The organism is Nitrospirillum viridazoti CBAmc (assembly GCF_000730165.1).
Taxonomy (GTDB): domain Bacteria; phylum Pseudomonadota; class Alphaproteobacteria; order Azospirillales; family Azospirillaceae; genus Nitrospirillum; species Nitrospirillum viridazoti.
This window is the reverse complement of sequence record NZ_CP022110.1, coordinates 292,197-306,949: the sequence shown is the minus strand read 5'-3', so window position 1 is coordinate 306,949 and position 14,753 is coordinate 292,197. Positions and strand designations below refer to the sequence as shown.

The window sequence follows — 14,753 nt, the reverse complement described above, 5'->3', positions numbered from 1 at the left end:
ATTGAAAACGGCCGAGGACCGCCTGGCCGCCGCCGGCTGCGCCAGCCCCCGGCTGGACGTTCGCCTGCTGGCGGAGGAGGCGCTGGGTTGGTCACGCACCGCCCTGCTGCTGGACGGCGACCGGCCGGTGCCAGCCGAGGCGCAGGCCGCCCTGGCCGCCCTGGTCGATCGCCGGGCGGCACGCGAACCGGTGTCGCGCATTCTGGGCAGGCGGGAGTTCTGGAGCCTGGAGTTCCGCCTGGCGCCGGACACGCTGGACCCCCGGCCCGATACCGAGACCCTGGTGGAAGCCGCGTTGCGCCACCTGCCCGACGGCCAGCGTCCCCGGCGCCTGCTGGATCTGGGCACGGGCAGCGGCTGCATCCTGCTGGCGCTGCTGTCCGAGCTGCCGGGCGCCTGGGGCCTGGGCGTGGACATCGCCCCCGGTGCCGCCCAGACCGCCGCCGCCAACGCGAAGGCCCTGGGATTCGCGAGCCGCAGCGCCTTCCTGGTCGGCAGCTGGACAGACGCGCTGGGTGCGGGGGGCCGCTTCGACGCCATGGTTTCCAACCCGCCCTACATCCCGGCCGCCGACATCGCCGGCCTGGAGCCGGAGGTGCGGACCTTCGATCCGATGCGGGCGCTGGATGGCGGTGCCGATGGACTGGACCCGTACCGTCACCTGGCCACGGTGGCCCGTGGCCTGCTGCTGCCCGGCGGCCTGCTGGCGGTGGAACATGGCGCCGGCCAAGGGGCGGATGTGGCAGCCTTGTTCGCCGCCGCGGGCCTCGAGGTGCTGGAACGGGTGGACGATTTGGCCGGCCACGACCGGGTGGTCGCCGCCCGGCGGCGCAGCTGATTCCCCAAAAGACCAGGGCCCCTGACCGCTTGCGCCAGCCGCGCAGGGCCGCATCGCCAAAAAAAATGTTGGATTAGCGGGATTCAGCGTTTAGGGTCGTTTTGCGTGGTGAAGGCCGAAGGGGCGACGCGCCAGGTTCGAAACGGGGGACACCGTTATAGGGGCCGGGCTAGCGTTCATGGGCCAATGATGATCACCACGGCATGCCAGTTTGCCCAGCATGGTCGATCCGGTTCCTTCCGGGTTACGGTGTGGATTCCGGGATCGGATGCGGTGGCGCGGATGATGATGTCCGCCCCCTTGGCACGGCATGCATCGAACTCCAACGGGGCTAGAGCAGCAGTCGGATGAGACAGGGACCGAACTCCAGGCGTTCGCGTGGACGCGGCGGTAACAACGGTGGCAATGCCGGCGGCAACAGCGGCGGCAATGGCGGTGGCAACAACGGTGGCGGCAATAACCGCCGCCAGAACGTGCCCCTGCGCCACCAGACCTTTGACAGCAACGGCCCGGATGTGCGCATCCGCGGCAACGCCTTCCAGGTGCATGAGAAGTACCTGGCCCTGGCCCGCGACGCCCAGTCGTCCGGCGACCGGGTGGCGGCGGAAAACTATCTGCAGCATGCGGAGCACTATTTCCGCATCATCACGCAGATCAACGAGTCCGAACAGCGCCAGCGCAGCGGCGAGCCCCGGGGCTACCAGCCCCAGCCGGGCTACGACGACGCCGAGGGCGGCGATGCGGCCGACGACGGCGAGGGCGATGCCCAGGCCGAAGATGAGCGCGAGCCGCTGAGCGCGTGATCTTAAAAAGCCCCGCCTGACAGCGGGGCTTTTTTGTTGCCTCAGGCGCCGGCGGCGCATCCGCGCCTTGTGTCTTCCATAATCTGCGTAAAATGCGCTGTCACGAGCTGGGGCATGCCCCAGCTCGTGACCCGTCCGGAAGACCGCTCCGCTTTTCGGTAGTTCGCGCTCCGTAGCCAAGCAAGGCTCTCCGAACGGCCCCTTCATTGACCCGAACAGTTGCCGGGGGTTGCCGCCCCGTACGTGCAAGGATGGGAGCATGAAGATGGCGCAGAACGACTCTATCATCGCCCTGGATGTCAGCAAGGCCCGCCTGGACGGCTTCGATGCCGCGACGGGAGAGACCTTTCAAATCGATAACACCAAAGCCGGATATGCCACCCTCCTGCAACGGTGCCGGAAGCGGGCTGTACAGGTCGTTGTGGAGGCCAGCGGCGGCTACGAGCGACTTGTCATGAAGGCTTTATGGAAGGCCAATATTCCCGTCCGTATCGTCGATCCCCGCCGGGTTCGGCATTTCGCACGAGCCAGTGGGCGCTGGGCCAAGAATGACCGCCTCGATGCCCGAATGATCACCGCCTTCGCGCAGGCAATTGAAGGGGAGCCATACCAGGCAGACCCACATCGGGAGAAACTGGCGGAACTGGCCACGCGACGGCGTCAGCTCACCAACATGCAGACCATGGTCCGCAACCAGGCTCAGCTTCTGGAGGACCTGGAGTTGGCCCGTCTGAGCAAACGCCACCTGAACATCCTGGCCCTTCAGATCGCCCGCATCGAAAAGCGTATCGCTGACCTCATCGCCCAGCATGAAACCTTCAGGACCAACAACGCCAGGCTCCAGTCCATCCCCGGCGTCGGTCCGGCCTGCTCAACCGTCCTGTTGGCCTACATGCCCGAACTGGGCGCCATCACACGACACCAGGCCGCCGCATTGGTCGGCGTCGCTCCCATGGATAACCAGAGCGGCAAACGCGACAGGCCCAGGAGCATTTACGGCGGAAGATCAGAGGTCCGATCCGTCCTCTATATGGCCGCCCTCGTCGCCAGCAAGCACAACCACACCCTCAAAGACTTCTATCGGAGGCTGATCAACGCCGGCAAAAAGCCCAAAGCCGCCCTCGTCGCTGTCATGCGTAAGCTCATTATCCTCGCCAACGCACTCATTCGAGACCAGAGGGCATACGCACCTTAAAGACTGTTGCTTGGCTTCCTCCCTTTCCAGTCCGCTCCGCTCCCCGGAAAGGTCCGGCGCCCGCAGTCGGGCTACAGCGGCACGAGTCACCATTTCATGCCGCTGGTATAAGGTCATGGGAAAGGGCGGTCGCGGGTGGCCGCCCTTTTCTTTCGCGTTGTGACCGCGCTCGTTGAAGCGGGGGCGGATTGGCGGTTCAATGCCGCACCCCGAGCCGACTGATGAGAAGCCCCGATGACCGACCTGTCCGCCTTTCCCATCACCCGCCGCTGGCCGGCCCAGCATCCCGACCGCATCCAGCTCTATGGGCTGCCCACGCCCAATGGCGTGAAGGTTTCCATCATGCTGGAGGAGACGGGGCTGCCCTATGAGCCGCATCTCGTCAACATCATGCAGAACGAGAGCTGGACGCCGGAATTCCTGTCGCTGAACCCCAACGGCAAGATCCCGGCCATCATCGACCCCAACGGGCCGGAGGGCACGCCCATCGCCCTGTTCGAGTCTGGCGCCATCCTGGTCTATCTGGCCGAAAAGACGGGCAAGTTCCTGCCCGCCGGGGCGACCGCCCGCTACGAGACCCTGCAATGGGTGTTCTTCCAGATGGCGGCCATCGGTCCCATGTTCGGCCAGGTGGGCTTCTTCCACAAATTCGCCGGCAAGGACTATGAGGACAAGCGTCCCCTGAAGCGCTACGCCGACGAATCCAAGCGCCTGCTGGGCGTGCTGGAGGGCCGCTTGGCCGACCGCCCCTGGATCATGGGCGAGGAGTACACCATCGCCGACATCGCCTGCCTGGGCTGGGTGCGCAACCTGGTGGGCTTCTACGGCGCGGGTGAGCTGGTCGACTACGACAGCCTCAAGAACGTTCCGGCTTGGCTGGAACGCGGCTTGGCGCGTCCGGCGGTGCAGCGCGGACTGGATATCCCGAAGCGGCCGGGGTGACTTAAATCCCTTCCGCTTTCAGCGCCGTCCGCCAGTGGGCGGCGCGATCCTTCAGTTGGGCACGGGCGAGATAGGGGCTTTCCTCCGGCTCCAGCCGTTCCAGCACCTCGAAGGTGAAGGCGTCGGCCCCGTGGGTGTTCCAGGCGGCTTGCAGGCCCCGGTGGGTGTGGCCGCCGTGACGCAGGCTGAACCACAGCCGGTTCCGGATGGTGTCCAGGGTCGGCGTGGGTCCCACCCACACGGTGTCTGGCAGGGCGGCGCAGCGCAGGGCATAGATGCCGGGCTCATCCTCCCGCTTTTTGTAGTCGGCGATGGCCGCCTTCCTGTCCTGGCTCTGCATGGTGCGATCCTGTTTCACCCGGGTGATATCCTGGCTGGAGGTATAATACCCGGGTAAAATAAGGTCAAGCCCGGTGGCTATGACGGCCGGTCAGCCGCCTGATGACTCATCGTCAATCGCGCGGATGGGAGGCGCTGGGGCATGCTCATTCCCAGGCCTCCCTAGACTTTCGCCCCTGACTTTCACAGGGGCCACCCCATATCAGGCATCTCCCTTCCCTCATGGCCCGATCCCGGCGCGCACCGGGGCGGCCGGCGCCCCTAGCAGAAAGGGTCCCCCTATGTCCGCGTCCCCCACCGCCTTCATCGTTGGCGCCTCCCGTGGCCTGGGCCTGGCCTTGGCGCAGGAGTATCTGACCCGTGGCTGGCAGGTTATCGCCACCGTCCGTCCCGGTGCCGAGCCCGGGCCCCTGCATGAGCTGGCGGGCGAGGCCCAGGGCCGCCTGACGGTGGAGACGGTGGACATCGTCCATGCCGACCAGATCGCGGCCCTGCGCCGGCGCCTGGAGGGCAGCCGGGTCGACGTGCTGTTCGTCAACGCTGGCGTCACCAACAATCCGGAAGAGACCATCGGCGAGGTGTCGACCGAGGAATTCGTCCGCATCCAGGTGACCAACGCCCTGGCGCCCATGCGCTGTGTCGAGGTGCTGGGTCCGCTGGTGACGCCCAAGGGCACCATCGCCGTCATGTCCTCCGGCCTGGGCAGCGTGGCCAACAACCTCAGCGGCGGGTGGGAGGTGTATCGCGCCAGCAAGGCGGCGCTGAACACCCTCATGCGCTCCTACGCCGCCCGGCAACCGGCGCACGGCCGTACCCTGCTGGTCATCGCCCCCGGCTGGGTGCGCACCGATATGGGCGGGCCGGCCGCCAGCCTGGATGTGTCTGAAAGCATTCCCCGCGTGGTCGACGTGGTGACCGCCCAGGCTGGGAAGCCCGGCCTGCAGTATCTGGATTACAAAGGCGCCACCGTTCCCTGGTGAGCCGCCCTTCAAGGAGCATTGAAAACATGAGCAAGGTCGCATTCCTGGGCCTGGGCGCCATGGGTGCCCGCATGGCCGCGAACCTGGTCAGGGCGGGCCACGCCGTCACGGTGTGGAACCGCTCGCCCGCCGCGACGGCGGACCTGACAGCGCTCGGCGCCACCGCCGCCGCCAGCCCGCGCGCGGCTGCGGCGGGGGCGGACTTCGTCATCACCATGGTGGCCGATGACGCGGCGTCCCGGGCCGTGTGGCTGGATGACAGGACGGGCGCCCTGGGGGGCCTGGGCAAGGACGCCGTCGCCATCGAGTGCAGCACCGTCTCCCCCGCCTGGGCCACCCAGCTGGCGGCGGCGGTGACCGCCACCGGGGCGGGCTTCCTGGAGGCGCCGGTGGTGGGCAGCCTGCCCCAGGCGCAGGACGGCAAGCTGATTGTCCTGGCCGGGGGCGAGCGCGACGCCTTCGACCGGGCGCAGCCGGTGCTGGCGCCCCTGGCGGCGGCCGTCCGCCATGTCGGTCCGGTGGGCCGGGGGGCGGCGATGAAGCTGGCGGTGAACGGCCTGCTGGGCATCCAGCTGGCCGCCTGGGCGGAGATGATGGGGTTCCTGGGCAGGGCCGGCTTCGACGGCGCCACCGCCCTGGATGTCCTGACCACCCTGCCTGTGGCCAGCCCGGCAGCGGCCGGCTATGCCCGCCTGATGCAGGCGGGCGACTTCGCCGTGCGCTTCCCGGTGGACCTGATGGCCAAGGACTTCCGCTACGCCACGCAGGCGGCGGATGCGCTGAAATCCGACACCCCCGTGGCGGACGCGACCCTGTCGGTCCTGGAGCGCGCGCGGGAGGCCGGCCATGGCGCCGAGAACGTCTCCGCCCTCATCCGCCTCTACACCGGCGGCTGAGGGGCTCCGGGCTGGCCGATTGGGGCTGGCCAATCAGGATTGGGCGGTGGCCGGTCGGGGCCGGGCAGGGCGTTGCGCCAGCACGATGCCCAGCACCACCAGGCCGCCGCCCACCAAATGATAGGGGTGCAGCACCTCGCCCAGCAGCAGGGCCGCCAGCACGGCGGTGGTGATGGGCAGCAGGTTCATGAAGATGGCGGTGCGGCCCGGCCCCAGGTGCTTCACTCCCTGCATCCACAGCACCGGCGCCAGGATGGATGTCGGGATGCCGGCATAGGCGATCATGGCGATGGTGGCTGGCGTGGCCGGGGCCGGGGGCGCCAGCAGATAGCCCGGCAGCAGGAAGACCAGGCCCGCCGCCACCTGGGCGTAAAGCGAGGTCCATACCGGCAAGGGCAGGGGCCAGCGCTTCAGGCAGACGCCATAGGCGGCATAGGCGACGCAGGCGCCCAGCATGAAGGCGTCACCCCGGCCCACACCGTGCGACAGCAGGCGACCGTAATCGCCCTGGCCCAGCACGAACAGGATGCCGGCCAGCGACACCAGCCCGCCCACCAGGGCCAGGGGCCCGTGCTTCTGCCGCAGCCACACGGCGCTGATCGCCAGGGTCAGCAGCGGCACCAGGGCCACGAAGATGCCGATGTTGGTGGCGCTGGTGCTGGCCGCCGCGTAATAGGCCAGCCCCTGGTACAGCGCCATGCCCAGCAGGCCGAGGACGATGATCTGGGGCAGGTGCTGGCGGATGACGGATCGCCGCGCCCAAGCGCCGCGCAGGCAGAAGGGCGTCAGCAGCACGAAGGCGACGAACCAGCGATCAAAGGCGATGACGCTGGGCGGGATGGCGCCGGCCGAGGCCTTGGTCACCAGATTGTTGCCGGTCCAGATCAGCACGGCCAGCAAGGGAAAGGTCAGGTACAGGCGGGGCGACATGGAACGTGCCGGGTCATCATCCTTGGGATGGCGACCCTAATGCCGGACGCGCCCCGGCTGTAGAGCGACTTTGCGACGGCAGGTATCGGCCCGCCAACAGTTAGTCCAGAAGTTCGGGCCGGAACTGCTCCCGCCGATTGACGATCTCGCCTGCCACCATGAACACGCCGTCGCCGGTATAGTGCAGGGTCTCATGGTGTTCCGGCTGTGGCACCGCGTGGGCCCTCATCACCTGGAAGATGAAGAAGTTGTAGCGCTCCACCAGGCTGGTGTCGGCCAGCCGGCACTCCAGGTTGACGGGACAGTCGCGAATCAGCGGGGCGTCCACATCCACCCCCCCGCCTGCCGTCAGGCCGAAATGCTCGAACTTGTCGACCTCCGTCCCGCTGGTGTTGCCGATGCCCACCACGGTGTCGATCATGGCGGCGGTGGGCAGGTTCAGCACGCATTCGCCGCTGCTCCGCACCAACTCGAAGCTGTGGTTGTCGGCGGCGATGACGCAGCCCACCAGCGCCGGCGTGAACTCCATCATCGTATGCCAGCCCAGCGCCATGATGTCCCGCTGCCCCCGATGGGCGCTGGACAGCAGCACGATGGGTCCCGGTTCCAGATAGCGGCGCACCTTGGACACTGGAAACTCCGCTTTCTCGGTCATGTCTCGCCTCCCGCGGTTGCCGTTGTAAACCCCGGATGTGAACCCCGGGCGGTGGCCTGGGTTCCTTTCGTGGCTGGCGCCACGCGGGGGTTCCTATCGCGGCTGGCGCCACGCGGGGCGGGCCATGTGCTTGATGAAAAAATCCGCCAGCGCCTCCACCTTGGCGGGGCGGGCGCGGGTAGTGGGGGTCACCAGGTACAGCCCGCCCAGGGGCATCGACCAGCCGTCCAACAGCTCCACCAGCCGGCCGTCGGCCAGGTATTCAGCCGCCAGGAACTCCGGCAACTCGGCGATGGCCAGGCCGTCCAGCACGGTGGGCAGCAGCGCTTCCCCATTGGTGACGCGCAGGGGGCCGGTGGGCGCCACGGCCACCTCCTGCCCATTGGTGTTGATCAAGCGCCAGACGTCCTGGCGAGCGCGGTAGGCGTAGCCCAGGCAGTGATGGGCCGCCAGTTCGCCCGGATGCCGGGGGCGGCCATAGCGGGCGATGTAGGCCGGGGCGGCCACGATGTGCCGGGCGATGGGGCACAGCTGGCGCGCCACCAGCGAGCTGTCGGTCAGCACGGCGATGCGCAGGGCTGCGTCGAACCCCTCGCCTATCAGGTCCACCGTGGCGTCGCTCAGATGCAAATCGATGGTGATCTCGGGATATGCCCGCAGGAAGGCCGGCAACAGCGGCGCCACCCAGTGCACGCCGAAGGACATGGGCACCGCCAGGCGGATGGTGCCGCGCGGCCGGCTGGACAGTTCCCGCGCCGCATCCTCCACCGCCTCGGCCTCGGCATACAGCTGCGACGCCCGGGCGGCCAGGGCGGCGCCCACGTCGGTCAGGGCCAGGCGGCGCGAGGTGCGGTTGAACAGGCGGGCGCCCAGCCTGTCCTCCAACCGGCTGACGCCGCGCGACACGGTGGCGACCGACACGCCCATGGCCCGGGCGGCGGCGGCGTACGACCGCTCCTCCGCCACCTTGGCGAACATGGCCAAGCCTTCGAAGTCTGGAACCTTGGTCACACCAAACCTGCAACAATAGTTTTCAGCCCTTTCTATTTTGAAAAGACGGGTTTGGCGACATCTTTTGCCCATCGGCCGCCGCCCACAACGGACAGAGACGGACGGCGCAAACCAAGGTACTGAAAGGAAAGAAAAATGGCTCGCAAACTCGAAGGCAAGATCGCGGTCGTCACCGGTGGCACCAGCGGCATCGGCCTCGCCACCGCCAAGGCTTTCGCCGCCGAGGGCGCCCGGGTGTTCATCACCGGCCGCCGTGCCCCGGAACTGCAGGCGGCGGTGGCGGCCATCGGCCCCAATGCCACCGGCATCCAGGCCGACAGCGCCAAGGCGGAAGACCTGAACCGCCTCTATGAGCAGGTGAAGGCCCAGGCCGGCCGTATCGACGTCCTGTTCGCCAATGCCGGTGGCGGCACCATGTTGCCCCTGGGCCAGATCACCGAAGAGCACTACGATGACATCTTCGGCCGCAACGTGAAGGCCGTGCTGTTCACGGTGCAAAAGGCACTGCCCCTGCTGGTGGACGGCGCCTCGGTCATCCTGACCGGCTCCACCGCCGGCAGCACCGGCACGGCGACCTTCAGCGTCTACAGCGCCAGCAAGGCGGCGGTGCGCAACTTCGCCCGCAGCTGGACCCTGGACCTGAAGGAACGCGGCATCCGCGTGAACGTCCTCAGCCCCGGCCCCATCCGCACGCCGGGCCTGGTGGAACTGGCCGGTCCGGACGCCGCCCAGCAGCAGGGCCTGCTGGACTACATGGCCAGCCAAGTGCCCCTGGGCCGCGTGGGCGAGGTGGAGGAGATCGCCAAGGCCGCCCTGTTCCTGGCCTCGAGCGACAGCAGCTTCGTCGCCGGCGCCGAACTGTTCGCCGACGGCGGCTTGGCGCAAGTCTGATGCGCAGGGCATTTGATCTTGATCGATCAAATACCCTCCCTCAGGCGCCGGGCGCCACCATCCGGTGGCTTGGCTTACGGGCCTGACCGGCCCGGGCCGGCAGTCGCCGTCCTAAATCCCGAGAAGTGCGGTGCGGCCCCGGAGCGATCCGGGGCCGTTCCGCTTGGTCAAATTGGCCCCACCCGGTGGGGTGGCGGCTGGTGTATCAAGGGGGCAGACTTAAGATCGGGGACCCGGACCCATGCCCTACCTCTGGCTGGAATCGCTGCACGCCGCCGCGGCCGTCACCTTTGTGGCGGGCCTGCTGGCGGCGGCCCTGCTGCTGGCCTTCGTGCCCAGCGCCGATGCCCTGTCGCCCGCCTTCTGGCGCGCGGCGCGGGCCTGGCATCGCTGGGTGACGGGGCCGGCCATCCTGCTGGTCTGGGGCCTGGGCCTGACCCTGGCGGTCAAGGGCGGCTGGCTGCCCTCCGCCGGCTGGCTGTGGGCCAAGCTGGCGCTGGTCACGGCGCTGTCGGGCCTGCACGGCGCCCAGGCCGGCGCCCTGCGTCGCTTGGCGGCCGGGGAAGGGCGCCGCCGCACCGCCCTGGGCCGTTTCATGCCCGCCCTGATCGTGCTGGCAGTGGTGGGCATCCTGGTCCTGGTGATCGGCAAGCCCTTCTGATCAGCGCGCTTTCTTGCGGCAAAGCGACGCATGCCATCGCGTCGCAGGGCCGGGGGCGGTCCTGTCACAAAGCCGTAAGATTCCAAGGCATTGACGTTGGCCGTTTCCGCCCGGCATCACAGGGAAGGGCGGCGGTGTCGGGCCGTCCCGATAGGCGGAGGGGCCATGGGCACGCGCGCGGCATCGGACATCAGCGAGGAACACGGACTGATCTGCGGATTCCTGATCCGCAACGGAACAGTGGCGCCGGTTCCCTGGCCCGGGATCAACGACGCCATGGCGGAGCCCGGCGGCCTGGTCTGGCTGCATTTCAACCTGGTGGACGTGCGGGCGCGGCAGTGGATCGAGGCCATGCCCACCCTGCCGCGTGGTGCCCGCCAGGCGCTGCTGGGCCAGGACAGCCATTTCCGCCTGGAACCGGTGGGCGACGGCCTCACCGGCGTGCTGGCCGACCTGCATCACCGCTTCGATGATCCCGCCGGCGGCCTGGGCCAGTTGCGCCTGTACATGGATTCCCACCTGGTCATCACCGCCCGGCGCCAGCCGCTGATGGCGGTGGACCAGCTGCGCCGCGCCATCAGCCAAGGCCTGGCGCCCACCAGCGCCGTCGACCTGATCGCCCACCTCATGTTCCACCTGACCGACACGGTGGCGGCGGAAGTCAGTGAGCTGGCCAACGATGTCGACGATGTGGAGGACGCCTTGCTGGCCGACCGGCTGGAGGATGAGGGGGAGAAGCTGGGGCGCATCCGCCGCACCTCCGCCCGCCTGCGCCGCCACATCGGCCCGCAGCGGACGGCGCTGAACGTGGCGCTGGGCCGTCTGCCCGGCTGGTGCGGGGGGGAGGACCAGGCCCGCCTGCGGCAGGGCATCGACCGGCTGGACGGCGTCGGCCAGGATCTGGACCTGGTACAGGAGCGCGCCCGCCTGCTGCAGGACGAACTGTCCAACCGCTTCAGCGAGGCGACGAACCGCAACCTTTATGTCCTGTCCATCGTCACCACCATCCTGCTGCCAGTGAACCTGATCACCGGCATCTTCGGCATGAACGTGGGCGGCCTGCCGTGGAGCGGCCACGACGCCGGCTTCATTTGGGTCTGCGGCGTCATGGTCTTCACCATCCTGGTGTCCCTGGTGGTGCTGCACTGGCGCCGGCTGTTCTAGGCGGTCCTAGGTCGCCGACGGCACCTGCCGGTCCAGCAGGGCGAACGTGGCCTTCAGATGCTCAGCCAGGGGGCGGGCGGTGTCTGGATGGGCCGCATGGTCGTGGCGCCACTCCTCCTGGGCCAGGCGCAGGGCGCCGATCGCCAGCATGGCCGCCACCCGCAGTTCCTCCGTCGCGCGGTCGGGCCACCGTTCCGCCATCACCTGGGCCAGGTCACGTTCCATATCCACCATCTTGGCCAGCTTGCGGGCGCGCAGCGTCTCGGTGGAGCGCAGCAGGGCGTCGGCGGCAATGGACGTCTTGGTTTCGAAGCGGGCGGCCAGCGTCAGCAGGCAGTGCCGTGCGGCGGCCAGGGGGGGCTGGTCCGCCGGTTCCTGCAGCAGGGCCGGGCCGATGGCCTCCACGAAGCCGCTGCCTTGCCAGGCCAGCAGCACGTCCTCCTTGGACTTGAAATAATAGAAGAAGGTGCGTCGGGCGATGCCGGCGGCGGCGGCGATGGCGTCGAGGGTCGTCGCCTCGAACCCATTTTCCATGAACAGCTTCAGGCCGGTGTCGGCGATGCGCTGCATCGTCTCCCGGCGCTTGCGGTCGCGCAGGCCTTCGGTCTTGCCCGGCGTCGTGGGTGATGGGGGGGCGGGTGATGGGGGGGCGGTGTCCATGGGCGCCCTTATCGCATGAATGGCCCGCTCTTGAAATATCGCACCCGGTGCGATATTTGATATCGCACTCAGTGCGAATTCGCGCATGGTGTAAATTTGTTGGAGAGGCACAATGGCGAAGACATGGTTCATCACCGGCGCCAACCGCGGCTTCGGCCGTATCTGGGCGGAGGCGGCGCTGCGGCGGGGCGACCTGGTCGCCGCCACCGCCCGCGACATCGGCGCCTTGGCCGACCTGGCCGCCGAGCATGGCGACCGGCTGGCGCCCCTGGCCTTGGACGTCACCGATCGCGACGGCGTGTTCCGGGCGGTGGCACGGGCGCACGCGCATTTCGGCGGGCTGGACGTGGTGCTCAGCAACGCCGGCTATGGCTGCATGGGGGCTGTGGAGGAGATGACGGCGGAGGCGGCGCGCGCCAATTTCGACACCAACGTCTTCGGCACGCTGTCTGTCATCCAGGCGGCCGTGCCGTTGCTGCGGGCCCAGGGGCATGGTCATATCCTGATGGTGTCCAGCATTGGCGGCGTGGTCAGCTTCCCCACCGCCGGCGTCTACACCGCCACCAAGCATGCGGTGGAGGCATTGAGCGAGGCCCTGGCCGGAGAGGTCGCGGGCTTTGGCATCAAGGTGACCATCATCGAGCCCGGCAGCTTCGCCACCGATTTCCGCGCCTCCATCGCCTTCGCGCCGGCGATGGCCGACTATGACGGCGTGCGCGCAGCCGTCATGGCCAATTTCAAGCCGGAGATGTCGGGAAATCCCCAGGCCACTGCGGATGCCATCCTGAAGGTGGTGGATGCCGAGACCCCGCCCCTGCGCCTGCTGCTGGGCACGGGGCCGTTGCCCCTGATCCGCCAGGTCTATGCCCGCCGCCTGTCCGTGTGGGAGGAATGGGCGGAGGTCTCGGCCGCAGCTCACGGTCAGCGCTGAACAGCCTCCATCCCGGCCCCTGCCGCCAGCGACCCCAGCGCCAGCGCGGCCAGGGCGCTGCCGCCCGCTGGCAGGAAGGCGGCGCCGTCCAGCGCCATGCCCACCAGTGCTGCGGCCGCCGCCGCCAACAGGGCCAGGGCAGCCAGCAGCAGGCCGCCGCCCCTTAGCCGCTGGCGGGTGGCAGCCAAGCCGGCCAGGGCCGCGATGGCGTAGGCGGCCATTTCCACCCCGCCCGCCCCGTGCGGATCGTGGCGCAAGGCCATCAGGGCTAGGCCGCCGGTGGTGGACGACAGGGTCGGGAACAGCGGCCCCAGGCGGGTGAAGGGGGAATTGGCCAGGGGGCTGCGGGCATAGGCCTCGCGGGCCAAGGTATCGTGGACGAGGGAATCCATGGCGCTTCTCCTATGTTAGGCGGGGTTGACGTAAGAGGCGAGGCCGTTGCCGAAGGACCAGTCGTCCCGCTGGTTGGGCGCCAGCACCACCATCACATCCTCCGGTCGCAGGCCGGGGGCGCGGGTCAGATTTTCGGCGATGGCGCGGTACAGGGCCTGCTTCTGCGCGGTGTCGCGCCAGTTGCTGGCCAGGATGGTGACCATCACCAGGTCGTCGGTGCGGTGCACACCCAGGTAATCGGCATCAAAGAGGAAGGTGTCCCGCTCATGCTGGTCGATTAGCTGGAAGCGGTCGTCGGCCGGCACGCCGAAGGTATCGGCCAAGGCCTGGTGGACGCCGTCGGCGATGGCGCGGATGTGGGCGGCCGGCTTGCCCTTGATCAGGGACATGCGGACGAGGGGCATGATGGCGCTCCGTTCTTCGAAGGGGGTGGGCTTCGAAAGGGGCGGGCGGACCCGCTTGACGACCTTGAAGGTAGGGGGGCACAATAATTCCGAAAATTTGAAACTTACTAAACAATGCATTCATAAAATCGAACTATCGGAGCCCGGCTTTGGTGGCGCGCGTCAACCTCGACATGGATGTCCTGCGGACTTTCGTGACTGGCTTCGAGCTGGGCAGCTTCGCCCGCGCGGCGGAACGGCTGGGCCGGTCGCAGTCCGCGATCAGCACCCAGTTGCGCAGGCTGGAGGATCAGATCGGCCGGCCCCTGGTTCAGAAATCCGGGCGCGGCCTGGCCCTGACCCCCGCCGGCGAAAGTCTGCTGAGCTACGCCAAGCGCCTTCTGGACTTGAACGACGAGGCGGTGGACGGCATCCGGGGGGCGGAGGTCGCGGGCTGGGTGCGCCTGGGCCTTCCCCAGGACTTCGCCGAAACCTGGCTGCCCGGCGTGCTGAACCGTTTCAACCGGGCCCATCCCAAGGTGCGGGTGGAGGTGCAGGTGGACCGCAGCACGCCCCTGACGGAAAAAACGGTGAAGGGCGAACTGGACCTGGCCCTCATCTGGGGTGACGGCCGGGGCACGCCCTATGCCCGGCAGGTGGCCGAACTGCCCATTGCCTGGATCGGGCGGCCTGATTGGCCCGGCATGGTTGCCTTGGAGGGGGAGCCCCTGCCGCTGGCCGTGCTGCCGGCTCCTTGCGCTTTCCGCTCCGCCGCGGTGGCGGCGCTGGATGGTGCCGGCCTGCCTTGGCGCCTGGCCTTCACCAGCCCCAGCCTGTCCGGGCTGTGGGCGGCGGCGGAGGGGGGGCTGGGCCTGACGGTGCGTACCACCGTCACCATGCCCCGCACCTTGTCCGTGCTGGACCCCGCCGCCACCGGCTTGCCGCCCCTGCCGCGCGTTCCCCTGGCCCTCCACCGGGCGGAGGCGGATCCGTCCCCCGCCGCCGCCCGTCTGGCCGGCATCCTGCTGGACACCATCCGGGATGAACTGGGGCTGCCGGCGGAAGGCTGACCGCCGTCCCC

General features: G+C 68.6%; 18 protein-coding genes. 11 read left to right on the top strand and 7 right to left on the bottom strand.

Annotated elements, in window-relative coordinates; all coding sequences use genetic code 11:
• Position 1: 1 nt before the first annotated feature.
• The 4 genes from prmC (at position 2) to Y958_RS01525 (ending at position 3,778) form a co-directional block, all read left to right on the top strand.
• Entirely contained in the window at positions 2 to 838 is an 837-nt protein-coding gene (prmC, locus tag Y958_RS01540) for a peptide chain release factor N(5)-glutamine methyltransferase (protein ID WP_088870633.1), read from the top strand.
• A 347-nt stretch (positions 839 to 1,185) separates the two neighbouring features.
• A complete protein-coding gene (locus Y958_RS01535; RefSeq protein ID WP_088870632.1) occupies positions 1,186 to 1,641 on the top strand; it encodes a DUF4167 domain-containing protein in 456 nt (151 codons plus the stop codon).
• Between the two features lie 259 nt (positions 1,642 to 1,900).
• Positions 1,901 to 2,836 (top strand): IS110 family RNA-guided transposase, encoded by a 936-nt coding sequence (locus Y958_RS01530; RefSeq protein WP_088870517.1) that lies wholly within the window; start codon positions 1,901 to 1,903, stop codon positions 2,834 to 2,836.
• Between the two features lie 234 nt (positions 2,837 to 3,070).
• Entirely contained in the window at positions 3,071 to 3,778 is a 708-nt protein-coding gene (locus Y958_RS01525; protein ID WP_088870631.1) for a glutathione S-transferase N-terminal domain-containing protein, read from the top strand.
• Between the two features lies 1 nt (position 3,779).
• On the opposite strand, the gene Y958_RS01520 is transcribed toward Y958_RS01525, so the two are convergent.
• The gene (locus tag Y958_RS01520) at positions 3,780 to 4,136 is read right to left on the bottom strand and encodes a GIY-YIG nuclease family protein (RefSeq protein ID WP_244909326.1); all 357 of its coding nucleotides are present in this window, start codon (positions 4,134 to 4,136) and stop codon (positions 3,780 to 3,782) included.
• 262 nt (positions 4,137 to 4,398) lie between these two features.
• Here Y958_RS01520 and Y958_RS01515 point away from each other — a divergent pair, with 262 nt between their 5' ends.
• Both Y958_RS01515 and Y958_RS01510 read left to right on the top strand, forming a co-directional pair.
• Positions 4,399 to 5,097, top strand: coding sequence for an SDR family NAD(P)-dependent oxidoreductase (locus Y958_RS01515; RefSeq protein WP_088870630.1), 699 nt, complete (start codon positions 4,399 to 4,401; stop codon positions 5,095 to 5,097).
• 26 nt (positions 5,098 to 5,123) lie between these two features.
• Entirely contained in the window at positions 5,124 to 5,993 is an 870-nt protein-coding gene (locus Y958_RS01510) for an NAD(P)-dependent oxidoreductase (RefSeq protein WP_088870629.1), read from the top strand.
• Between the two features lie 33 nt (positions 5,994 to 6,026).
• On the opposite strand, the gene Y958_RS01505 is transcribed toward Y958_RS01510, so the two are convergent.
• The 3 genes from Y958_RS01505 to Y958_RS01495 form a co-directional block, all read right to left on the bottom strand.
• A complete protein-coding gene (locus tag Y958_RS01505; RefSeq protein WP_088870628.1) occupies positions 6,027 to 6,923 on the bottom strand; it encodes a DMT family transporter in 897 nt (298 codons plus the stop codon).
• A 100-nt stretch (positions 6,924 to 7,023) separates the two neighbouring features.
• On the bottom strand, positions 7,024 to 7,578 hold the full coding sequence (locus tag Y958_RS01500) for a flavin reductase family protein (RefSeq protein WP_088870627.1): 555 nt from the start codon (positions 7,576 to 7,578) through the stop codon (positions 7,024 to 7,026).
• Between the two features lie 93 nt (positions 7,579 to 7,671).
• Entirely contained in the window at positions 7,672 to 8,589 is a 918-nt protein-coding gene (locus Y958_RS01495; RefSeq protein WP_088870626.1) for a LysR family transcriptional regulator, read from the bottom strand.
• 135 nt (positions 8,590 to 8,724) lie between these two features.
• On the opposite strand from Y958_RS01495, the gene Y958_RS01490 reads away from it, so the two are divergent.
• From Y958_RS01490 to Y958_RS01480, 3 genes are all read left to right on the top strand, one after another.
• On the top strand, positions 8,725 to 9,480 hold the full coding sequence (locus Y958_RS01490) for an SDR family oxidoreductase (protein WP_088870625.1): 756 nt from the start codon (positions 8,725 to 8,727) through the stop codon (positions 9,478 to 9,480).
• Between the two features lie 241 nt (positions 9,481 to 9,721).
• Complete coding sequence (locus Y958_RS01485; RefSeq protein ID WP_088870624.1) at positions 9,722 to 10,141, top strand: CopD family protein; 420 nt, start codon at positions 9,722 to 9,724, stop codon at positions 10,139 to 10,141.
• Positions 10,142 to 10,306: 165 nt separating this feature from the next.
• On the top strand, positions 10,307 to 11,305 hold the full coding sequence (locus Y958_RS01480; protein ID WP_088870623.1) for a transporter: 999 nt from the start codon (positions 10,307 to 10,309) through the stop codon (positions 11,303 to 11,305).
• Positions 11,306 to 11,311: 6 nt separating this feature from the next.
• Here the strand turns inward: Y958_RS01480 and Y958_RS01475 are convergent, their stop codons facing one another.
• Complete coding sequence (locus tag Y958_RS01475; RefSeq protein ID WP_088870622.1) at positions 11,312 to 11,965, bottom strand: TetR/AcrR family transcriptional regulator; 654 nt, start codon at positions 11,963 to 11,965, stop codon at positions 11,312 to 11,314.
• A gap of 112 nt (positions 11,966 to 12,077) precedes the next feature.
• Between Y958_RS01475 and Y958_RS01470 the strand changes: the two genes are divergently transcribed.
• Positions 12,078 to 12,896 carry an SDR family NAD(P)-dependent oxidoreductase gene (locus Y958_RS01470; RefSeq protein WP_088870621.1) on the top strand — a complete coding sequence of 273 codons (819 nt, stop codon included), beginning with the start codon at positions 12,078 to 12,080 and terminating at the stop codon, positions 12,894 to 12,896.
• On the opposite strand, the gene Y958_RS01465 is transcribed toward Y958_RS01470, so the two are convergent.
• Complete coding sequence (locus tag Y958_RS01465; RefSeq protein ID WP_088870620.1) at positions 12,887 to 13,288, bottom strand: hypothetical protein; 402 nt, start codon at positions 13,286 to 13,288, stop codon at positions 12,887 to 12,889. The genes Y958_RS01470 and Y958_RS01465 overlap by 10 nt on opposite strands.
• Before the next feature lie 15 nt (positions 13,289 to 13,303).
• On the bottom strand, positions 13,304 to 13,693 hold the full coding sequence (locus tag Y958_RS01460; protein WP_088872414.1) for a tautomerase family protein: 390 nt from the start codon (positions 13,691 to 13,693) through the stop codon (positions 13,304 to 13,306).
• A gap of 152 nt (positions 13,694 to 13,845) precedes the next feature.
• Here Y958_RS01460 and Y958_RS01455 point away from each other — a divergent pair, with 152 nt between their 5' ends.
• On the top strand, positions 13,846 to 14,742 hold the full coding sequence (locus Y958_RS01455) for a LysR substrate-binding domain-containing protein (RefSeq protein WP_244909325.1): 897 nt from the start codon (positions 13,846 to 13,848) through the stop codon (positions 14,740 to 14,742).
• The last annotated feature ends 11 nt before the right edge of the window (positions 14,743 to 14,753 follow it).